A 21,171-nucleotide genomic window follows, 5' to 3' on the forward strand; every position below is an offset into this window, starting at 1 on the left:
GCCGGCGGCGACCACCGTTCGAAAATCCTTCAGTCCCAGCTCACCGTTTCGGCAACCTTGATGCCGCGCCTGGCGAGCTCATCGAGGAAGCGGCCATCCGGCACATGCAGCAGCGGGTTGAGCAGGCCGGGCGTGGCGATCTCGCGCCGTGCCAGCATCTGCGCCACGATGCTGGCGGGATAGCCGACGCCGAGGCTCATGCCGAACAGGCCGGAGGCGAGGTCGCGTTCGATGACCAGCTCCGAGGTCACCGTCTTGCGGCGGCCGCCTTCGCTGCCGACAAAGACGTTGCGCATGACGCAAAGGTCCTTTTCGTCCGCGCCATATTGCAGTTGCGGGGCAAGCAGCCGGCCGAGGAATTCGCGTGGGCTGACGCCGGTGCCGGGCACCTTGTCCTCAGAGAGAAAGCCGAGCTGCTTCAGCGGCGCCCAGAACGCCGACCAGCCGGGCCAGCGAAGCGAATAGCGGCCGGAGCGCTGCAGCCCCTTGGCGGCGGCGAGCATGCCGGCATAATGCGGCGCGTCGCCATTGGGGAAGGCTTCGAGCCTGCCCAGTCCCGCCACCTCGATCTCGTGGATGAAACGATTGTCGTGCTGGCGGGCGGCCGGCACATCGACCCGTTTGCCGTCCTCGACCAGCACGCTGTCGCGGTTCTGGCTGACCAGAACCATGTCGAAATTCCAGCTCACCTTGTAGCGCAGCGGCTCGACCACCGCCTTCGGCTCGGGAATGCCGCCGCAGTAGGAATCGATCGCGGTGATGGTGTCGAACTGGCTGGCGGCGCGCGCGTAGAGCACCAGGTCGATGCCGGGGTCGAGCCCGCATTCGGTCACGATCGACACGCCGGCCTTTTCGGCCTCGGGAGCGAGATCGGCGATGGCCTTGCCGTAATTGGTGGTGACCAGCGGCGTGCGCGTCGCGATCGCCGCCTGCACCGCGTCGCGCATCAGCGGCTGCGGCAACAGGTCGATGACCGCATCGACGTCCTTCATCACATCGGCCAGCACCGGACCGATCGCGCCCTCCGGCACTACAAAACGCACGCGGGCAAGGTCGGTCAGGCCGCCGAGCCGCGCAGCGCCGCCGGTTGCAGTGTCGACGCAGACCACTTGCTCGACGCCGTCGCTGGCAACGAGGTCGGCGATCGCCGCCCGGCCTTGCAGGCCGAGCCCGCCGAGAACCGCGATCTTCATGCCATTTCCTTCCGCGTCTCGTCCGACCAGCAACCTTCCGGCAGGCTGACCCATTTGTTGCAGGACGCCATGACGACGAAGGTCTCGCTGCGCACCACCTCACCCGGCTCGCCGGCGCCGGGGATCAGCTCGCTGGTGACGCGGTAGAGATCGGCGACATCGCCGGCCACGGTTACGTCGACGATGATGTCGAAGCGCCCGGTGACGACGGCGGCCGAGTTCACGAAAGGCAATTCGGAGATGCGCTGCGCCAGTTCCCGGGCCCGGCCGCGCCCTTGCGCGTTGATGCCGACGATGGCCGAGATCAGTTCGGGGCGCTCGGTCAGGTTGAGCAGCCCAACGATCTTGAGCAGGTTGCGGTCGAGCAGGTTGCGCAGCCGCATGCGCACCGTCGGCACCGAGATCGCCATCTTCTCAGCAAGGCGGTTGACGCCAAGCTGCGCGTCCTGCGACAGCAGCTTGACCAGTCGCCGGTCGGTCTGATCGAGATGTTCCCGCAAACGCTCAGGCTTTCATAAAAAGAAAGAAACGATTGGATTTTTTTCAGATATGAAAAATACCTTATGAGAGATTTTTAACAACGGCAAGAGCCATGTCATCCGCCGTGCCGCTGCGCCTATCGGCAGTTTCGTCGATGTCGCCACATTTTGTTCTTGCTTTGTGCCGGCAGCTATGCTATTAATTTGGATATGGTGCCAATTTGGCTCCAACGACCCGTCCTCCCGAGGCGGGTTTTTGTTTCCGGATCTTTTGAAGGCTCAGCGCCGCCGGTCTAAGATTGGCGGGACAGCGTGGTTCCGCGGAGCGCAGCCGCAACTCATGCCTTCACGTGACGGGCGGAAAGGCTCATCCGCGAAATGGCCAAAATCGGCTTTTCAACAAAACTGTAGCTGGCCAGGGAGACGGCAATGCAGGCGGTGACAATAACCATGCCAGCAAGCCATGGTGATACGCTGACGCTTGCAACGACAGGAGCGGTCGCAAGCAGCACGATAGGATGCGTCAGATAGAGAGAATAGGAGGCATCGCCCAACCTTGCCAGCAGGCGAGGAGCAAAAAGCCGGAAATAGCTTTCCAGGCTGATGCAACCGGCGACAAGGATCAAGGCCGGGATTCCCTGAGCAAGGGTTCGCGGCAAGTTGAAGCCAAGTACCATCACCAGCATGGACACGATGGCGAACACGAGCGCCGAGACACCCAGGACGGTAGGCAAACGCGCCAGTCTGCCGACCAGGTGGCCGAGCGCCATGCCGGCAAGGAACTCAAACAGGATTGGCGTGGTATAGAAAAACAGCACAGTGTCGGCGGCGGGTTTGAAGACGATGCGCGCCGCTACGGCGATTGCAAAGACAACGCCGACCATGGCCATTTGCGTCAGCGTGCCGAAACGCATAGTCGCTGCGAACAGAATGTAAAACAGGATTTCCAGATTGAGCGTCCAACCCACGCCAAGCACCGGTTGGACATAGCCTGTGACCGTATCGAGATAGGCTATGAAAAGCAGGCTATTGGTGATCTGCTCAAGAAACACTGCACGACCGGCAAACAACCAAAGTGCGGCGACCATGAGGAAGGTCATAACCCAATAGAAGGGAACGACGCGCGTGAAGCGCTGCATCAAAAAAGCACGGTGGTCGGCGCGTCTGTTCTCTGTCGAGAGAACCATTACAAAACCACTAATGACGAAAAACAGGTCGACGCCGCTGTTTAGAACGGGAATACGCAGATCGAGCATGCCCAGCGCGGCCGGAAGATGATAGATAACAACCATGAGAGCTGCCAGCCCCCGCAGTACCTGTATCGATGTATACTGTTGAATCCGACGCGGCGCAGCGTGATCATTCTGTGGAATGATGTTCATCAAAAAATGGTCCCCGGTGCAGGAGAGCATTAACATACGTGATCGTTGATGTGCCGATTAATTGTTGGTTTAATTAACACGTAAAGTTTTAGATAAGTTTTATTGATATAGCGTGCGCCACATTTATGCTCGGCCGACTTTGGCCAGCCTCGTTGCCGAACTTGGCAGCTCCCCAGTGAAGAGGAGATTGGCCGTTCCCGCGCTAACGGCTGGACTCGAAGATAGCGACGGCTGCCGCTGTCAGCGCAGCGTTACTAGATGCTACTGTTCCATCAGGGAGCTCCTTGCCGTCTTCCAGTCCGACGCGCGTCGACCAACGGCGTTCCGCCGCCCGGTGCACGAAAGGCCAGACCGTGGCGTCGGCGCCGTGCAGCAGGATTGCCCGGCGCATTCCGGCGCCGTCGAGCACGGCGGCGATATCGTCGCTGATCTCCAGCGCAGCGTCCGGCTCCTGCTCGGAGATTTCGATCAGGATCCGCAGCACGCGTTTGCCATGGTCGAGGCTCACCAGGCGTTCGGCGTCGGCGACGGAGGCAAGCCCCGCCTCGATGCCAATGCCGCGCTGGCGCAGACGCTCCATGATAGCGGGCGCGGCGTCTTCGCTGAGATTGACCGAGGCATAGTCGGGCAGCTCGCTCCAAGCGGCGATCGCGGCCAGCGTCCGCTCGTCTTCATTCTCGATCCAGGCGCCGGTCGACACGCCGATCAGCGTTCCAGGGCAGGCGCGGCGGAGCGCCAGCACCGTCCGATCCATCGCCGCCGGAGCCAGACTTTCGCGACCGTCCAGCCCGCGCACATGGACATGCAGCTCAGCCGCGCCGGTGGCGACGCAGGCGGCGCCATCGCGCGCCATGGCCTCCGCGTCGAGCGGCAGGTTGGGGTGGAAATCGGCGCTGCGCGCGCCATTGATGCAGGTCTGGACAATCATGCTATGGGCAGTCCGGTTGCGGTTGCTGCCAGTCTAGCGCGGGCCAGTGAAAACCGGAATCGCGCTGGCGAAGGCTCCTGACATATGGACGCCGGCCGGCCTGGATCAGTCGGGCAGGGTGTGTCTCTATCGCCTTGTTCGCCAACGATCTTCTCGGCAAAAGAGACGGTCGTTTGCAGAGTTATGGCGGCACGCCCAGATCGTGCAGCGCACTCATGGCGGCTCGGTATTCGACGAAATCCCTGGGACAATCGCTAGCGGCGAGCCGGTAAAGCCGTAAGGCTTCCTCGCTATGCCCTTGGAGCCGGCTAAGCTCGGCCGTGTAGAAATTCGTTTCGCAGACTTGTCCGGTTCTCTGAGCCAGGCCCACAGCACCGGCATCCGAAAGTGCTTCGGCGGACGTCTTTTCACCCAGCAGCATGCTGACCAGCGGTGCCGGCCACTTCGTCATGTCGAGCTTGCTTTTCGCCTCCTTCAAGTGGCTCGCCGCGCCGTTGCGCCGCGCCGCGATATCAAGCCAGATGGCAAAGTAGGCATTGTCGGGGGTGAGAGAGGCCGCCTGCTCGAAATCCGTCTGCGCCATCGCCGTCGCGCCGGAATAGAGATACAGGACGCCCCGGCCAGCATAGGTGGAGGCGTCTTTCGGATCGAGGTTGATTGCTTCGCCATAGTCGGCGATAGCGCGGCTGTATTGGTCCTTTGCCGTCCAGGCGACGCCTCGGTTTTGGTAGCTCTTGACAAGTCTCGGATCGAGGCTGATCGCGCGGTCGCAGTCGGCGATGGCGAGATCGTATTCGCCTTTCCTGCTCCAGGCGAAACCTCGGTCGTTGTAGGCGATCGCCTTTGTCGGGTCGAGAGTGATGGTCTGGCTGTAGTCGGCGATAGCACGATCGTCCCTGCCCTTTCGAAGCCAGGCGGTGCCCCGATTGTAGTAGGCGCTCGTCAGTTTCGGATCGAGACCGATGGCCCGGTTGGAGTCCTCAATGGCGTGATCGTCCTCCCCCTTCTTGTACCAGGCCTCGCTACGTTTGACGTAGATTTTCGGATTTGTCGGATCGAGCCTGATCGCCTGGGTGTAATCGGCAATGGCACTGTCCGCATCGCCCCTTGCAAGCGAGGCGATGCCTCTGTTGAAATAGGCATTGCCAAGGTTCGGATCGAAGGTGATCGCCTGGCTGTAATCGGCGATGGCACGATCGATGTCGCCCTTGTTTGCTCGGGCCAGACCCCGGTTTGAATAAGAGATGGCGTGTTTCGGATCGAGTCTGATCGCCTGGTCGTAGTCGGCGATGGCGCCGTCGAAATCGCCTTTCGCCGCCCATGCTATCCCCCGGTTGTTGTAGGCGTCGACATATTTCGGATCGAGCGCGATGGCCTGACCATAGTCGGCGATGCCGCCATCGGCGTCACCTGCGTCGGATCGGGCCGCGCCTCGCGCGTAGTATGCGACGGCGAGTTTTGGATCGATGCCAATCGCCTTGCCATAATCGGCTATGGCGCGGTCATGGTCCCCCCGGTTGGCCCAAGTGACGCCTCGGCTGTAATAGGCTGGTGCAAATGTCGGATCGAGGCTGATGGACGTGTCGAAGTCCGCCAGCGCCTGGTCATGGTCGCCCTTGTTCGACCAGGCGAGGCCTCTGTTGTAGTAGACGCTAGCATCCTTCGGATCGATCGCGACGACCTTATTGCAGTCGGTGATGGCATCGTCAAAATCGCCGCCCGTCAGCCGGGCGTTGCCGCGCCGGTAGTAGGCATGTGCGTTTTTCGGATCGAGGCTGATCACCTTGTCATAGTCGGCCAGCGCGCGCTCCGCATCGCCCTTGTTGGTCCAGGCATCGGCGCGGCCGTTCAGGGAACTGGCGTCGTTTGGGTTGAGCCTGATGGCCTGGTCGAAATCGGCTATCGCGCGGTCGTCGTCGCCCTTGCTTGACCAGATCAGCCCGCGATTGTGGTAGCTTTTGCCGTCTCCAGGACTGAGACTGATTGCCCTGTCATAGTCGGCCAAAGCCCGGTCGTTCTCGCCCTTGAAGGTCCAGGCGACGCCGCGATTGTAGTAGGCGTCCGCCATATTTAGGGTCCAGGCTGATCGCCTTGTCCAGATCGGCGATGCCCTTGTCGTAGTCGCCCTTGAAGACCCAGCTGATGCCCCGGTTGTAGTAGCCGCTGGCGACGGTCGGTGCGATGCCGATGAACGCGCTGTAGTCGGCGATCGCGCGGTCATAGTCGCCTCGTTCCGTCAGGGCATTGCCGCGCTTGAAATAGGCAATACCGCGGTTTTCGAGGGGCTCTGTCGCATCCTCGATCATGCGCGTACAGGCGGCGATCCGCGTGCTTGCCTCGACCTCGTCGTCGCTGACGCAGTCGCTGCTGGCGGACAAGGCCGGGAGCGCCGAGACCAGCATGACGACGAGGCAAACGAGGAATTGCCGGACTGCCCCGTCCCCTTGTCGAACCCGTCCGATCAAATCGCCCCCCATCGCGGCAAGCCCAGCTGCATTGTATTCAACGAAATCCCCGAGACAATCGCTAACGAGTTCACCCGGCAAGAAACGGGTGGTCCGCGCGCGCCGTTTCACCCATCTCAATGACAGAGAAGCCACAGGAGGCGAAACCATGACCATCCATTCGATAGGCGCGAAAGCGGCGGTGAAATCGGCGGAGGTGCGCGTTGCCGGATATGACTGGCGGACGCTGGCCGATGAGCTGAGCGGCTATGGTTGCGCGGTGATGGAAAAGCTGCTGACGCCGCAGGAGTGCCGGCATATCGCCGGACTTTATTCGGACGAGAGCCATTTCCGCAGCCATGTCCATATGGCGCGGCATGGCTTCGGCAAGGGCGAGTACCGCTATTTCCGCTATCCCTTGCCCGACTTGATCGGCGGCTTGCGCACCGCGCTCTATCCGCGCCTGGCCGCGGTCGCCAATGACTGGAACGAGCGCATGGGTATCGCGCAGCGCTATCCCGACGAACACGCCGCGTTCCTCGAGCAATGCCACGAGCAGGGCCAGACGCGGCCGACGCCGCTCCTGCTGCAATATGTTCCCGGCGACTTCAACTGCCTGCACCAGGATCTCTACGGCGATCTGGCCTTCCCGCTGCAGGTGGCGATCCTGTTGTCGGAACCAGGCAAGGATTTCACCGGCGGCGAGTTCGTGCTGACCGAGCAGCGTCCGCGCATGCAGAGCCGCGCCGAGGTGGTGCCGCTGCGCCGGGGCGACGCGGTCGCCTTCGCGGTCCACAATCGACCGGTCCAGGGCAGCAAGGGCAATTACCGGGTCAATCTCAGGCACGGCGTCAGCCGGCTTCGCTCCGGCATGCGCCACACTGTCGGTATCATCTTCCACGACGCCAAGTAACCGAGTCGCCCGGTCGAGGCCCGGCGGCGGTTACCTGGAAAAATCGCTGCGCACGATACCGTGGCGCTGGAGCTTGTCGTAGAAGGTCTTGCGCGGAATCCCCAGCGCTTCGATCGTGCGCCTGACGTCGCCGTCGTTGCGGCCAAGCGTCTCGCGGATGATGTCGGCCTCGTAGCGCTCCAGCCGCTCCGGCAGCTTCATGGCGGTGTTCGATTGGGTCGGGGCAGGGGGTTGTGCTTCGGCGCCTTCCTCCAACCCAAGCACGAACCGCTCGGCGAAATGCGCCAGTTCGCGCACATTGCCCGGCCAGTCATGGTCGCTGAGATGGCGATGCACCGTCGCCGGCACTGCCGGCACCTGGCGGTGGAAGCGGGCGGCGGCGCGCTCGGCGAAGTAGAAGAACAGCAGGGCGACGTCGTCGCGGCGCTCGCGCAGCGGCGGGATGGAGATCGTCACCACGTTGAGCCGGTAATAGAGGTCCTCGCGGAAGGCGCCGCGCTGGCGCGGATCGCCGAGGTCGACCTTGGCGGCGGCGACGACGCGCAGATCCACCGGCCGCACCTCGTTGGTGCCGAGCGGGGTGACCTCGCGCATCTCCAGCACGCGCAGCATCTGCACCTGCGTCGAGACCGGCATGCTTTCGATCTCGTCGAGGAACAGCGTGCCGCCGCTGGCGTGCTCGATGCGGCCGATCCGTTTCTTCTGCGCGCCGGTGAAGGCGCCGGCCTCATGGCCGAACAACTCGCTCTCGATGACGGTCTCCGGCAGCGTGCCGCAATTCAGCGCGACGAAATTGCCCTTGGCGCGGCGGCTCCAGCGATGCAGAACGCTTGCCACCACCTCCTTGCCGGAGCCGGTCTCGCCGGTCACCAGCACATCGACGTCGGTGTCGGCGATCTGGCGTAGTGTGTGGCGCAGCCTGTCCATCGCCGGCGTCTGGCCGATCAGCGGCAGGCCGTCCTGCGCCTCTCCGGCCGCCTCGCGCAAGGCCCGGTTCTCCATCACCAGGCGGCGCTTTTCCGCTGCGCGGCGCACGCTCTGTACCAGCCGGTCGGCGGCGAAGGGCTTTGTGATGAAGTCGTAGGCGCCGTCCTTGATCGCCTTGACGGCCATGGCGATGTCGCCGTGGCCGGTGACGAGGATGACGGGAATGTCGGCATCCAGCCGCAGGATGCGATTGAAAAGCTGCAAGCCGTCGATCTGAGGCATGCGGATATCCGACACCACGACACCGGTAAAGCCGGCGTCGAGCCCGGCCAGCGCCTCAGCCGCCACCGCAAAGGCGGAAACCGAGAAGCCGGCAAGCTCCAGCGTCTGCACGGTGGCCTTGAGGAGATCGCGGTCGTCGTCGATCAGGATCACCGGCGCGGCATTGTCGTTCGTCATGATGGCTTACGCTGCTGTCTGGAGATGAATGGTGAAGCGGGTGCCGCTGTCGTCGCTCGAAACTTCGATGCGGCCGCCATAATCGGCGACGATGTCCTTCGAGATGACGAGGCCAAGGCCAAGGCCTTTTTCCTTCGAGGTGTTGAACGGCGTGAACAGCGATTTGAGGATCGCGGGTGGAATGCCCGGTCCGTTATCGGACACGCCGACCGTCACGCCGTCCGCGGTCTCCTCGACCGACACCTGCACACGAGCGTCGTCGCGGCCGTCGAGTGCTTCGAGCGCGTTCTGGAAGAGGTTGATCAGCACCTGTTCGAGCCGCACTCGATTGCCCATGACCTTGAGGCTCGGCGGCGGCAGGTCGATGGCCAATGCGTCGAGCCGGCCGGCAAAGCGGCTTCTCAACAGCATGACGGCGCCTTCGATAACACCACGTAATTCGACAGGCTCGGCGGCGGTGCGGCCCTTGCGGGCAAATGCCTTCAACTCCTCGGTGATTGAGCCGATGCGTTCGGTAAGGGCTGCGATAGCGCCGAGGTTTTCCTCGGCCGGCCCGGTCTGCTTGCGGTCGAGGAAGGTGCGGGCATTGTCGGCATAGGCGCGTATGGTGGCGACCGGCTGGTTGATCTCATGGGCGACGCCGGCAGCGACCTGGCCGAGGATGGCGAGGCGGTTGGCCTGGACCAGATCCTGCTGCACGATTTGGAGCTTGGCTTCCGTGCTGCGGTGGCCTGTTATCTCGGCCTGCAACCGGTCGCGGGCGCGGCTCAAATCCTCGGTCCGTTCGACGACGCGGCGTTCGAGTTCGGTGCGGGCCGCCTGTTCGGCGGCAATCCGCATCTGCGCCGACTGCCGGCGCCACAACAGATACGCGGCAAGGCCGAGCAGCGGGACGACGACGCCGAGCGCCAGAAGCCGCATTTCGCGGACGGCGGCGGCGATCGGCGCTTCAGCCGGGATCAGATAGTCGAGCCGCCAGGGGGTCGAAGGAATCGTCGTGAAAAGGCTGAGATACTCCGCGTCGCTGCCGCCGGGCGTTACTGCGTGGACGATTGACACATCCGGGGGGAGCGCCTGCGCGTGCATGATCGGCAACGGCACAAGCGGCGTGTCGCCGAACTGTTGGCTGTCACGGATCGCGGCTTGCTTAGGTGCGGTCAGCGGTGCGGTTGTCATGAAACGCCAGGACGGCACGCTGGTGATCAGCACGACGCCATTCTCGTCGCTGACATAAGCCGGGCGGTTCGCCTCACGCCAGTCGGCTTCGAGCTGGTCGAACTCCATCTTGACGACGACGACGCCGAGCGGTGCGTCTGTGTCGCCGACGCGCCGCGAAATGTAGAGGCCGGGGCGCTTGCTGACATTGCCGAGCGCAAAATACTCGGCGGTTCCGGCCTGCATCGCGCCGGAGAAATAGTCGCGGAAACGGTAGTCATTGCCGACGAAGCTGATCGGCTCGCGCCAGTTGCTGGAGGCGACCGCCAGTCCATCGGTGCCGACGACATAGAGTACCGACGCCTTGGTGCCGGAGACCAGCCCCTCGAGCTTGCGGTTCAGCACATCGATTGCCGCGGCATTTTTCTGCGACAGCGCGTCACGCACTTGCTGGTCTGCGGACAAAAGCAGCGGCAGGGCGCGCGGGCTTTCGAGCACCGCGCGCAGCAGCGCGACCTTCAGATTGGCGTCGGTACGCCCCTGCGCCGCCAGGGTCCCGATCTCGGCGGTGCGGCCGTAAAGGCCGGCGCCGTAGAGCGCTGCCGTGACGATCAAAAGCGCGATGGCCGCAAACAGCAGCCAGGCTCGGCGCGCCCGCCTGGCGAGTTGCTCGGGCGTCGAAGACAAGGCACCGGCGGGGCGTTGCAGCATCGCCCATTTGTGCATGAACTCGCACAAAACACAATTCGACCTATGCGGAGATTCGCACCTATCCATGCGTCCGGCAGTGCGGACATTTGCGAATGCTCAACAAAATCAATGATGAATAACTCTTCTGCGTATCTGGCACGGCTGTTGCAAACACGAATTCAGCAGTCGCAGGCTGCTGGTCAAAACAACTGCCCCGGGGAGTCGAGCTTTCGATCGGGGCGCCATGGAGGACGTCATGCAGACAGCAATCGCTGCCGCCGAGCCGCGCGGCAAACTTCCCTTATACCGGCATCTTTATGTGCAGGTGCTGGCGGCGATCGCCGCCGGTGTGCTGCTCGGCCATTTCTATCCGGAAACCGGCGAGGCGATGAAGCCGTTCGGCGATGCCTTCATCAAGCTGGTGAAGATGGTGATCGCGCCGGTGATCTTCCTGACGGTGGCGACCGGTATCGCCGGCGTTTCCGACCTGCAGAAGGTCGGCCGCGTCGCCGGCAAGGCGATGATCTATTTCCTGGTGTTCTCGACGCTGGCGCTGGTCGTCGGCCTGGTCGTCTCCAATGTCGTCCAGCCCGGCGCCGGCATGCATATCAATCCGGCCACGCTCGATACCGCCAAGGTGGCGGCGTATGCCGAGAAGGCGCACGACACTACCATCGTCGGCTTCCTGATGAACATCATCCCCGACACCATCACCGGCGCCTTCGCGCAGGGCGACATCCTGCAGGTGCTGTTCTTCTCGGTGCTGTTCGGTGTCGCCCTGGCGCTGGTCGGCGATCGCGGCCGTCCGGTCGTCGATTTCCTGCAGGCGCTGACCACGCCGATCTTCCGCCTCGTCGCCATCCTGATGAAGGCCGCACCGATCGGCGCGTTTGGCGCCATGGCCTTCACGATCGGCAAATACGGCATCGGCTCGATCGCCAACCTCGCCATGCTGATCGGCACGTTCTACCTGACCGCGCTGCTGTTCGTGCTGGTGGTGCTCGGCACTGTCGCCCGCTACAACGGCTTCTCGATCCTGGCGCTGATCCGCTACATCAAGGAAGAGCTGCTGCTGGTGCTCGGCACCTCGTCCTCGGAAGCGGCATTGCCGGGCCTCATGGCCAAGATGGAGCGCGCCGGCTGCAACCGCTCGGTGGTCGGCCTGGTCATCCCGACCGGCTATTCCTTCAATCTGGACGGCACCAACATCTACATGACGCTGGCGGCGCTGTTCATCGCGCAGGCGACCGACACGCCACTCACCTACGGCGACCAGATCCTGCTGCTCGCTGTCGCCATGCTGAGCTCCAAGGGTGCCGCCGGCATCACCGGCGCCGGCTTCATCACCCTGGCTGCAACGCTTTCGGTCGTCCCCACCGTGCCGGTCGCCGGCATGGCGCTGATCCTCGGCGTCGACCGCTTCATGTCGGAATGCCGAGCGCTGACCAACTTTATCGGCAATGCGGTGGCGACGGTCGTGGTGGCACGCTGGGAGGGAGAACTCGACCAGACGAAGTTTGCCGCCGCCATGGCCGGCGACTTGCCGGAGGAAGTCGACCTGTCGCTGCCGGGTTTGCAGGCCGCCTGACTGTTTAGGCCATATGACCACAAGGCCCCGGAGGCGGTTCGCTGGCTTCGGGGCAACAGCGGCGGCGGTCGCGGTATGCCGCCTGAAACGCAACCTGAAGTGGCGCTATTTTCGACGCGGGGCTTGTTCCAGCCGCATTTGCAGGCCAGTATCCGCTATGCCTTCAGGGCACCTGTCCGCTTCGCTCCCGACCTGATCGCGAGGCGAGACATTTCCGTCGGGCTCGGTTTGCAACATCATCCTTGCCGAACCGTCGGAGCTTTTGCTGCCGACCGCGTTCTGGCTATGGCGGCAGCTCTCGAAGGCAATGGCGGCCTCACTGCGAAGTCGCAAGCGAAACGTGACCCGTCTCCTGGTGGAAAGCGCAAGCTTTTTGAGGGGAACTCGTCGCGCCTGAAGAGGGGCACTTGAAGAGGGGGGCGGGCCCATGAGGGCCTTTGCCGAACCAAAGCAAGATGCGAGGTCAAACGCGATGCAGCCTGTCATTCCGGTATCCATCATCATCCCGAACTACAACTATGCGCGGTTCCTCAAACGCAGCATCGACAGCGCCCTCGAGCAGGACTACGCGGATGTCGAAGTCATCGTCGTCGACGATGCATCGCAGGACAATTCCACGACAATCATGGAATCCTATCGCGATGAGATACTCGCATGCCCGCGGGCGCAAAATGGCGGACACGCGGCGGCGTTCAACACCGGCTTTGCGGCGAGCTCGGGCAAGATCGTCCTGTTCCTCGACGCCGATGATTATCTTTATCCAACCGCCGTCTCCACCATTGTCGAAACGTGGGATGATGCAACCGCTCAGGTCCAGTCCAGACTGCATATCGTCGACGAGGGGCAACGCATCAGGGATGTCTTTCCGCCGCCCGAATTGCCTTTCGACAGCGGCGACGTCATGCCGAAACTCCTGCACAAGGGCCGCTATCAGACGACAGTGACCAGCGGGCTGGCCTTTGACCGCGCAACGCTCGAATCGATCATGCCGATACCGGAGCCGGAGTTCCGGCAGGGCGCCGACGGCTATCTGGCAACGCTGGCGCCGATGTACGGGCATGTCCAATCGATCGACGAATGCCTCGGCGCCTACCGGATCCATGGCGCCAACCATTCAGTCTTCGGTGAAAAGCTCGCCGAGCGGGCACGCTGGCGGGTAACTCACGATTTCCGCCGCATGCAGGCGCTGTCGGACCAGGCCGCCGGGATCGGCCTGACCATCGTGCCGTCGGATGCTGTCCGCCACGATCCGGTCCACCTGGAAGAGCGGCTGGCGTCGCTCTGCGCGGACAGCGGCCGACATCCCGTGGCCGACGATTCCCGGCTGGCGCTCGGGGCGGCCGGCGCCGTCGCCAGCCTCGAAATGACCGCATCCCTGCGGCGGCGTGCAATCCTTGCCGCCTGGTTCCTGTCGGTCGGGGTGTTGCCGCGGAAAATGGCGACCGCGGTGCTGTCGTGGAAGCTTGATGCGTCGTCGAGGCCGGCATTTTTGAGCCGCCTGTCCAAGACCATCCGCCACGCCATGGGATAGTGGGTGGCGCTGTGCCACAACTCCGCCAGGTTTTCGGGAGGTCTGGCAACCCGGGTAGATTTCGAACAATATCATTATGGGTACGTGGCGCCCCAAGCGAAAGGACAACCAGCCCATGATCTCTTATGAGCCGATGCGTCCGATGGAGCGCTGCCCATCCCACCCTGGAGCGCTGCTTGACGACATTATCCCGGCAACCGGAAAGACCAAGGTGGAGATCGCCAATCTGCTCGGAATCTCGCGCCAGCAGCTTTATGACATCATCCGCGAAAAGAAGCCGGTGTCGCCGGCTGTCGCTGCCCGTCTTGGAAAGATGTTCGGCGACGGCGCCGCGATCTGGCTCAGGATGCAGGCCGCCTATGATGCGTGGCACGCGGAACGCGAGGTTGACGTCAGCGCCATTCCAAGGCTGCATGCTGCCTGAGATGCAATAGATCGGCCGAACCACCGAGGCTCTCACAAATCGATCACGGTCCCGCCTGCCTGGACCGGTCCTGCGGTTCGACGGCTCGCTCGACCAGGACATGCGCTTCCCGCGCGGCCTCGATGAACGCGTTCCTGGCGGCTTCGGTCCAGCGATCGTCGCTCATGGCGCGGCGGCATGTGCGCAGTGCCACCCCGTGTTTGGCGCTGCCGGTGTCACGCCAGTGGGCTTCCAGCAATGCGACAGCCTGCCGTGCGTTGGAAATGTTGCGGATATCTCCCACGATGCCGACCGCAACCGCAACCGGCTTGGCAAACCATCCCTGGTTCATGGCGGGGCCTTCGACCTGTTGAACCATCTATAACGAAAATCGTAGCGCAAGGTTTCATTCGCGCCAGTCACCTCGGCGTGAGGCGGCGTCTACAGCGCTGCGCGCAGCCTGACCACGACGCTGCGCGCCACAAGCACCAGCACGGTGATGACGATCAGGATCACCGAGAGTGCGGCGATCGCCGGGTCGATGTTGTCGCGCAGGCCCATCCACATCAAGCGCGGCAGCGTGATGGCGTTGACCGAGGTGATAAACAGGGTGACGCCGATCTCCTCCCAGGACAGCACGAAAGACAACAACGCCGCGGTGACGATGCCGAACTTGATGTTGGGCATGATGATGCGGGTGGCGCGCTCCCACACGGTGGCGCCGAGGCCGCGGGCGGCGAGGTCGATGCGGCGGTCGAGCTGGCTGAGCGACACCAGGATCAGCACCGTGGCGAAGGGCACCGTCATCACCGCATGCGCCATGACGACACCCAGCCAGGTGTCATAGCCGAAGAACGACGAGAACCCGGAGATCGAGGTCAGCAGGAAGTAGAGCGTGATTGCCGAGACCACCGGCGGCACCACCATCGGCAGCAGCACGAAACCGACCAATGCTGCCGTGAAGCGCGGCTGGAACATCCAGATGCCGAGGCTGAAGCAGAGCGCCAGCACGGTGGAAAAGGCGCTGCTGACGATGCCGATCCTGATCGAGAGCAGGATCGAACTGATCCAGCGCGGATCCTCGATCAGCGCCCGGTAATGGCGCAGCGACAATTCGCCCGACGGCATCGCCAGCATGCGGCTCGGCGTCAGCGACACCGGGATGACGGCGAGCAGCGGCAGCAGCAGGAACAGCGCGACGAGGGCGGCGAGGACCAGCGAGACGGGACCGGGGCGGTAGGTCGGCATCGCGCTACACCAGTTGCTTGGGTCTGATATAGCGGAACAGCAGCGCCATCAGCGCGCCGACAAACAGCACCAGCACGACACTGATTGCGGCGCCCAGGCCCCAGTCCGGGCTCTGGAAGATGCGAAGGTAGATCAGCTCGGCGATCATCACGCTACGGCCGCCGCCGAGGATCGCCGGCGTGACGAAGAAGCCGAGCGAAAAGACGAAGACGATCAGCGCCGAGCCGATGATGCCGGAGCTGGTCATCGGCACGAATACCGACCAAAAGGTGCGCATACGGCTGGAGCCGAGGCCGCGCGCTGCCAGCAGCACACGGTCGTCGAGGCCGCGCATCGATGAGGCCAGCGGAAACACGGCGAAGGGAATGAGGAAATGCGTCATGCCGACGATAACGCCGAACTCGTTGCGCACCAGCGCCAGCGGCTCTGAGATGAAGCCGACCGCCTGCAGCCAGGTGTTGATCAGGCCGCGATTGGACAAAAGCGCCACCCAGCCGAAGGCGCGCGTCAGCACCGAGATCCAGAACGGCACCAGGATGCAGAACTCGGCCACGACGCGCTGCACCGGCGTGCCGCGTACCCAGACAACGGTGATGGCGTAGGCGGCGACAACCGAAACGATCGTCACGATCGCCGCGATACGCAGCGTGCGGATGAAGACCGACTGCACCAACTGATCCGTGAGCAGCGCATTGTACTGCCCCAGCCCCGGCGTGGGCAGGGTGAAGCTCCATTTAACCACGCCAAGGAATGGCCAGGCATAGGCCAGCACAAGAAAGAGGAGCAGCGGCGCCATCAACAGCGCCGCGCCCATCCTGTCGGAGAGGTATGCTCTCATCCGGTTATCCCGGCTTGTCAGGCGGAGATGATCTTCGTGTATTCGTCGAGTGCCGCCCCGTAGTTCTTGGCGTACCAATCCATGTCGAGCGGGATCTGCTTCTTCATGTTCTCGGGATCGACCGGATTGATGCGCCTCTTGTCGGCGGGTATCAGCGCATCGGTGGCCGGGTTGGCCGGACCCTGACCGAGCTTTTCGAACATGATGAGTTCCTTCTCCGGGTCCTGGGTGCTGGCGATGAACTTCATCGCCGCGTCCTTGCCGCCGGGATTGCCCTTGAGCACGGCGAGCGCGCCGGGCGAGATCAGGCCCTGGTCCCAGATGAACTTGATCTTGCCGCCGGAATCCTGCTCGATGAGCGAAGCCCGGGTCGACCAGACGATCGCCATCGAGGCCTCGCCATTGAGCAGCACGCTCTGGCTTTCGGCGCCGCCACCCCAATAGGCGACGACGTTTTCCTTGAAGGCGGCGATCTTGTCATGCGCGCGCTTGAGGTCGAGCGGGTAGAGCGATGCCGGTGCGATGCCGTCGGCGAGCAGTGCCGCTTCCCAGCTCGACACGCCCCATTTGTAGAGCGAGCGCTTGCCGGGGAATTTTGCCACGTCGAAGAAGTCGGCCATGCCGGTTGGTGCCTGGCTGCCGTATTTCTCGGCATCATAGGCGATGACATAGGAGAAGAAATAGGTCGAGGCGGCGTATTCCCAGCCGAAGCCCGGCCGCATCTTCTTCTTGTCGACGACCGCATAATCGATCGGCTCGAGCATGCCTTGGGCGCCGAGCGTGATGGCCGAGAACGGATCGACGTCGACCAGGTCCCAGGTCGGGGCGCCGCTCTTGAACTGCGCCGCGATCGCGCCTTCGGTCGGGCCGGAGCCGTCCATCTTAACGACAATGCCGGTTTCCTTGGTGAAGGCCTGGCCGTAAGCCGCGTCATAGGCGGTAATGGCGTCGCCGCCCCAGTTGACGAGCACCAGTTCCTTAGCCGCGGCAAAGGCGCCGGTCGAGCGCAGCAGCATCGGCGTGCCGGCCAGCACCAGTGCGGCCAGCTGCGTAAACTGCCGGCGCGAGATCTCGCCGCGCACTGCCCTGGCGGATAGCGCCTCGATGGAATTTTTCTTGGTTTGGTTTGTCATGTCAGTTCCCCTTTTTTGTCGTTGGTATTTCCTGAATGTCAGCTTGGCGAATTCGCCACGCCGATCGTCATTGCTCTCCACCCGGAAGGAGGAAGCCTTTCTCCGCGGGCCAGGTCAGCCAGACGGAATTGCCCTTGCTGAGGGCAGAGGCGGCGACCTCGTTCGGCACCGAGACCGTCACCTTGGCGCCTTGGCGCGTCGTCAGATCGAGCCGCGTTGCAGCGCCGAGATAGGTCGAGGCGACGGCAGTCGCGGCAATGCCGTTCTCGCCTGCCGCGGCTTCGCGGGCGATCGACATGTATTCCGGCCGGATCGCCAGGATGGCATCGCCACGGACCTTCTCGGCCCTGCAGCGCATGCTGATCGCGCGGTCTTCGCAGAGGCCTGTCGAGCCATTGTCGGCCGGGCGCACGCCCTTCAGCGGCAGCATGTTGATCTCGCCCAGGAACTCGGCGACGAAGCGGTTGTCCGGCCGGTCGTAGACCTCGTCCGGCGCGCCGACCTGCAGCAATTTGCCATGGTTGAAGATGGCGACGCGAGATGACAACGCCAGCGCCTCGCTCTGGTCATGGGTGACGAAGACGAAGGTGGTGCCGGTCTCCTGGTGCAACCGCTTCATCTCGGCCTGCATCTGGCCGCGCAGGCTCTTGTCGAGTGCCGAAAACGGCTCATCGAGCAAAAGTACGCCCGGCTCGAACACCAGCGCCCGCGCCAGTGCGACCCGCTGCTGCTGGCCACCTGACAATTGCGACGGCAGTTTCTTTTCGTGGCCCTTGAGCCCGACGCGCTCGATCATTTCGCCGACGCGGCGTTTGATCTCGGCCGCCGGTTTCTTTCGCACCTTGAGCGGAAAAGCGATGTTGGCCTCGACGCTCATATGCGGGAACAGCGCATAGCCCTGGAACACCATGCCGGCGGCACGCTGCTCGGCCGGCCGCTCGGTGATGTCGACGCCGTCGCTGTAAAGGCGACCGTCGGTCGGCTGAATGAAGCCGGCAAGGATCATCAGGAAGGTGGTCTTGCCGGAACCGGAGGGGCCGAGCAGGGTGAGGAACTCGCCACGGCCGATATCGAGCGTCAGAACGTCCAGCGCACGGAACGAGCCGAAGCTCTTGCCGATCCCGATTGCCTTGATCTCTGCGGCCCGGCCGGGTTGCTGCATCCTGCCCTTTCCTTAGCGTAGCCGAAATCGTAGGCAGGGCGGCGGCTCACCGCAACCGAATAGTTTTCGCCTGATCGGCAAATTTGATTCATCTATGCGCCAATCTCCCCCTCAAAGGGGGGAGATTAACGCTGGTTCTCCGACAGCTTCGACCTCAGCCACCGCCCAAACGCCTCCAGCACCGGATGCGCCGCCTTGGCGTGCTCGGAAACCAGAAAATACGAGCGCGGGGAGTTGATCGCTATGTCGAAGGGGCGGACCAGCCGGCCTTCGCTCAGTGCCCGGCCGCTGGTCAGCTCGTCGCCCATGGCGATGCCCTGGCCGGCGATCGCCGCCGAAAAAACCAGGTTCATGTCGGAAAAGAAGATGCCGCCTTCCGGGTCGGGGTTCTCGACCTTGGACAGCGCCAGCCAGCGCGCCCAGTCCTCGGTATCGCCGAGATGCAGGAGATTGGCGCGCAGCACGTCGGCCGGCTTGGAGAAGCCGCCGATCTTGTTGAGCAGCGTCGGGCTGCACAGCGGCGTAAAGGAGATCCCGCACAACAGCTCGACCGCGCGGTTCGGCCAATTGCCGACGCCGAAGGCGATGAAGGCATCGGCCTCGGCATTGCTCACGTCGTCGAGACGGCGCGGCGTCAGGATGCGCAGCGCGACATCGGGGTACATCTGCCGGAACTCGCCGATATGGGTGCACAGGAACAGCGAGGCGAAACCCGGCGTACAACTGACGCTGAACGAACCGCCGATGCCGGTGCCGGCATGGCGTGTCACCGCGTCGCCCAGCACCGTCAGCGCCTTGCGCACGTCGCTGGCATAGCGTTGGCCGCGTGGCGTCAGCGCCACGCCCTTGCCGATACGTTCGAGCAGATCGAAGCCGAGATCGCGTTCGAGCAGGCGCAACTGATGACTGACGGCACTGCGGGTCAGATGCAGTTCGTCAGCGGCGCGCCAGACGCTGCCGTGGCGGGCAAAACTGTCGAGGGCGCGCAGCGCCTGCGTCGAGGGAATTCTCAAGAGGTGAACCGAATTTGCATGAGCCGGGAAAACATATCACTTTTTGGCGGGGCGCTTCACTGCTTTCTTTCCGCCATGGAGAAACCGGTGACCTCCGCGCAAGCGACCGCACTTGCCTGTCTGGACGACATCCAGCCGTCGCTATCGGCGTGGACGCGGACGATCTTCGATTTCGGCGAGACCGCCTGGCGCGAATACCAGTCGGCCGCCTGGTATGTCGAGCATCTGAAACACGAAGGATTTTCGGTCGAGGAAGGATCGGGCGGCATGCCGACCGCCTTCTGCGCCCACTGGACCAACGGGACCGGCCCGACCATCGGCATGTATGCCGAGTACGACGCGGTGCCTGGCAATTGCCAGGATGCGGCGACGGTGAAGCGACCGCGCCCGGGGCTGGGCGAACAGGCCGGCGGCCACACCGATCCGCATTCCGGCCTCGGTATTGCCAGCCTCGGCGGGCTGCTGGCGACCAAGGCGGCGATGCAGCGTCACGGCATATCAGGCACGCTGCGCTTCACCGGCGAGCCGGCGGAGAAGGTGAGGGGATCGAAGCCGATCCATGCCGCGAAGGGCTATTACGATGGGCTGGCGGGCATGGTCTCCTTCCATCCTTTTTATATGCTGCCGCTGTGCAACACGGCGCGCTGGGACACGCATTGCGGTGCGGCCTATGCGATGATCTACCGTTTCATCTGCGACGAGCCGGAACATTGGGCGAGGGCGGCAGGCGGCGCAGCACCCATCCCGCAGGCGCATTCGGCAGTCAGGGCGCCCGGCGCCAACGACGCGCTCATGATGATGTACATGGCCTCCAAGGCGCTGCGCGATTCCATGCTGCCGCACCAGGGTGGCTGGTCGATCAGCGAGGCGATCCTGACGGCGGGCCAGGCGACCGCCGACAATCTGCCGGCCGGGCTGGCCGAGATCCAGTACATGATCCGCGTGCCGACGCTTGCGATGGCCGAGCAGGTCACCGCCGTGCTCGACCGCAATGCGGAAGCCGCAGCCAGGATGAGCGGCTGCCGCCATGAGCGGCACTGGGTGTCGAAGTCGCGGCCGGGGCTTGCCAACCACGCAATGGCCGGCATTGCCTTCGACGCGCTGGCGGCGGTCGGGCCGCCGTGCTGGGACAAGACGGCCAAGGCGATCGCCCGCGAAATCCAGGTCAATGCCGGCGGCGAAGCGACCGAGGAACCATTCATCGACGAACTGGAGCGGCTGATTGCACCACAGGATGCCGAGGCGATCCTGCGCCGTGACTTGCCGCCATCGCAGCTGAATTCGACCTCCGACGATTACACCGACATGTCGTGGCAGACGCCGACGGCGCGGTTCTACGTCGCCCGGCCGGCGCTGCGATCCGAGAACGGCCACGCGTTTCCGTCCTGGGCGATGAATGCGCTGGGCGGCATTTCTGCCACCATCGACCCAATGGTCATCTGCGCCGCAAAGACGGTCGCGCTGGCAGCACTTCGCCTGTTGGAAGACGATGCCGCGCGCAACGCGGCGATGGATGAATTCGTCGCCCGCACCGGCGGCGGCATCGGCGGCTCGAACTGGATCGCGCCGCTCTGCGACTACGATCCGCCCATCGGATTTCGCTGGCCGGAATACATCACCACCCCGCGCGGACGGGATTGGTGGATACCAGGCAACCAACCCGCATGATCAACCAAGCCGCCCTT

The 21,171-nt window shown here is 63.6% G+C and carries 21 protein-coding genes; 6 read left to right on the forward strand and 15 right to left on the reverse strand.

The window, feature by feature from the left end; genetic code table 11:
- Nucleotides 1-29: 29 nt before the first annotated feature.
- The 7 genes from NKH49_RS07395 to NKH49_RS07425 all read right to left on the reverse strand — a co-directional run bounded on the left by NKH49_RS07395 (nt 30) and on the right by NKH49_RS07425 (nt 6,528).
- Nucleotides 30-1,193 carry a saccharopine dehydrogenase family protein gene (locus NKH49_RS07395; RefSeq protein WP_352925753.1) on the reverse strand — a complete coding sequence of 388 codons (1,164 nt, stop codon included), beginning with the start codon at nt 1,191-1,193 and terminating at the stop codon, nt 30-32.
- Nucleotides 1,190-1,693 (reverse strand): Lrp/AsnC family transcriptional regulator, encoded by a 504-nt coding sequence (locus NKH49_RS07400; RefSeq protein WP_023677254.1) that lies wholly within the window; start codon nt 1,691-1,693, stop codon nt 1,190-1,192. Before NKH49_RS07400 ends, NKH49_RS07395 begins: the two co-directional genes overlap by 4 nt.
- A gap of 12 nt (nt 1,694-1,705) precedes the next feature.
- A complete protein-coding gene (locus tag NKH49_RS07405; RefSeq protein ID WP_352501293.1) occupies nt 1,706-1,903 on the reverse strand; it encodes a hypothetical protein in 198 nt (65 codons plus the stop codon).
- 107 nt (nt 1,904-2,010) lie between these two features.
- Nucleotides 2,011-3,054: an acyltransferase family protein gene (locus NKH49_RS07410; protein WP_352569108.1), complete on the reverse strand. Its 1,044-nt coding sequence runs from the start codon at nt 3,052-3,054 to the stop codon at nt 2,011-2,013.
- 202 nt (nt 3,055-3,256) lie between these two features.
- Complete coding sequence (locus NKH49_RS07415; protein ID WP_352770458.1) at nt 3,257-3,982, reverse strand: 3-keto-5-aminohexanoate cleavage protein; 726 nt, start codon at nt 3,980-3,982, stop codon at nt 3,257-3,259.
- 181 nt (nt 3,983-4,163) lie between these two features.
- A complete protein-coding gene (locus tag NKH49_RS07420) occupies nt 4,164-6,050 on the reverse strand; it encodes a tetratricopeptide repeat protein (protein ID WP_352925755.1) in 1,887 nt (628 codons plus the stop codon).
- Nucleotides 5,974-6,528: a tetratricopeptide repeat protein gene (locus tag NKH49_RS07425; protein WP_352925757.1), complete on the reverse strand. Its 555-nt coding sequence runs from the start codon at nt 6,526-6,528 to the stop codon at nt 5,974-5,976. The genes NKH49_RS07420 and NKH49_RS07425 overlap by 77 nt, the downstream gene beginning before the upstream one ends.
- 67 nt (nt 6,529-6,595) lie before the next feature.
- Between NKH49_RS07425 and NKH49_RS07430 the strand changes: the two genes are divergently transcribed.
- Nucleotides 6,596-7,339: a 2OG-Fe(II) oxygenase gene (locus tag NKH49_RS07430; RefSeq protein WP_352774355.1), complete on the forward strand. Its 744-nt coding sequence runs from the start codon at nt 6,596-6,598 to the stop codon at nt 7,337-7,339.
- A 30-nt stretch (nt 7,340-7,369) separates the two neighbouring features.
- Here the strand turns inward: NKH49_RS07430 and NKH49_RS07435 are convergent, their stop codons facing one another.
- Nucleotides 7,370-8,725: a sigma-54-dependent transcriptional regulator gene (locus NKH49_RS07435; protein WP_352925759.1), complete on the reverse strand. Its 1,356-nt coding sequence runs from the start codon at nt 8,723-8,725 to the stop codon at nt 7,370-7,372.
- A 6-nt stretch (nt 8,726-8,731) separates the two neighbouring features.
- Nucleotides 8,732-10,591 carry a sensor histidine kinase gene (locus NKH49_RS07440; protein ID WP_352925760.1) on the reverse strand — a complete coding sequence of 620 codons (1,860 nt, stop codon included), beginning with the start codon at nt 10,589-10,591 and terminating at the stop codon, nt 8,732-8,734.
- 235 nt (nt 10,592-10,826) lie between these two features.
- On the opposite strand from NKH49_RS07440, the gene NKH49_RS07445 reads away from it, so the two are divergent.
- The 4 genes from NKH49_RS07445 to NKH49_RS07460 all read left to right on the forward strand — a co-directional run bounded on the left by NKH49_RS07445 (nt 10,827) and on the right by NKH49_RS07460 (nt 14,113).
- Nucleotides 10,827-12,158, forward strand: a complete 1,332-nt coding sequence (locus tag NKH49_RS07445; RefSeq protein WP_352685245.1) for a dicarboxylate/amino acid:cation symporter — start codon at nt 10,827-10,829, stop codon at nt 12,156-12,158.
- Between the two features lie 75 nt (nt 12,159-12,233).
- Nucleotides 12,234-12,569, forward strand: a complete 336-nt coding sequence (locus NKH49_RS07450; RefSeq protein ID WP_352925762.1) for a hypothetical protein — start codon at nt 12,234-12,236, stop codon at nt 12,567-12,569.
- Between the two features lie 61 nt (nt 12,570-12,630).
- The gene (locus NKH49_RS07455; protein ID WP_352925764.1) at nt 12,631-13,689 is read left to right on the forward strand and encodes a glycosyltransferase family 2 protein; all 1,059 of its coding nucleotides are present in this window, start codon (nt 12,631-12,633) and stop codon (nt 13,687-13,689) included.
- Between the two features lie 115 nt (nt 13,690-13,804).
- Nucleotides 13,805-14,113: a HigA family addiction module antitoxin gene (locus NKH49_RS07460; protein WP_352925766.1), complete on the forward strand. Its 309-nt coding sequence runs from the start codon at nt 13,805-13,807 to the stop codon at nt 14,111-14,113.
- Between the two features lie 43 nt (nt 14,114-14,156).
- Here the strand turns inward: NKH49_RS07460 and NKH49_RS07465 are convergent, their stop codons facing one another.
- The 6 genes from NKH49_RS07465 to NKH49_RS07490 form a co-directional block, all read right to left on the reverse strand.
- The gene (locus tag NKH49_RS07465; protein WP_352451481.1) at nt 14,157-14,444 is read right to left on the reverse strand and encodes a DUF982 domain-containing protein; all 288 of its coding nucleotides are present in this window, start codon (nt 14,442-14,444) and stop codon (nt 14,157-14,159) included.
- A gap of 89 nt (nt 14,445-14,533) precedes the next feature.
- On the reverse strand, nt 14,534-15,340 hold the full coding sequence (locus NKH49_RS07470; RefSeq protein ID WP_352925768.1) for an ABC transporter permease: 807 nt from the start codon (nt 15,338-15,340) through the stop codon (nt 14,534-14,536).
- A 4-nt stretch (nt 15,341-15,344) separates the two neighbouring features.
- Nucleotides 15,345-16,178 (reverse strand): ABC transporter permease, encoded by an 834-nt coding sequence (locus NKH49_RS07475; RefSeq protein ID WP_352925770.1) that lies wholly within the window; start codon nt 16,176-16,178, stop codon nt 15,345-15,347.
- Nucleotides 16,179-16,195: 17 nt separating this feature from the next.
- The gene (locus NKH49_RS07480; RefSeq protein ID WP_023677269.1) at nt 16,196-17,311 is read right to left on the reverse strand and encodes an ABC transporter substrate-binding protein; all 1,116 of its coding nucleotides are present in this window, start codon (nt 17,309-17,311) and stop codon (nt 16,196-16,198) included.
- Nucleotides 17,312-17,378: 67 nt separating this feature from the next.
- Nucleotides 17,379-18,473, reverse strand: a complete 1,095-nt coding sequence (locus NKH49_RS07485; protein WP_352925772.1) for an ABC transporter ATP-binding protein — start codon at nt 18,471-18,473, stop codon at nt 17,379-17,381.
- A gap of 125 nt (nt 18,474-18,598) precedes the next feature.
- A complete protein-coding gene (locus NKH49_RS07490) occupies nt 18,599-19,486 on the reverse strand; it encodes a LysR substrate-binding domain-containing protein (protein WP_023677271.1) in 888 nt (295 codons plus the stop codon).
- 75 nt (nt 19,487-19,561) lie between these two features.
- On the opposite strand from NKH49_RS07490, the gene NKH49_RS07495 reads away from it, so the two are divergent.
- On the forward strand, nt 19,562-21,154 hold the full coding sequence (locus NKH49_RS07495; protein WP_352925877.1) for a zinc-binding metallopeptidase family protein: 1,593 nt from the start codon (nt 19,562-19,564) through the stop codon (nt 21,152-21,154).
- Nucleotides 21,155-21,171 lie beyond the last annotated feature (17 nt).

This window comes from Mesorhizobium sp. M1088 (genome assembly GCF_040318575.1).
GTDB lineage: Bacteria > Pseudomonadota > Alphaproteobacteria > Rhizobiales > Rhizobiaceae > Mesorhizobium.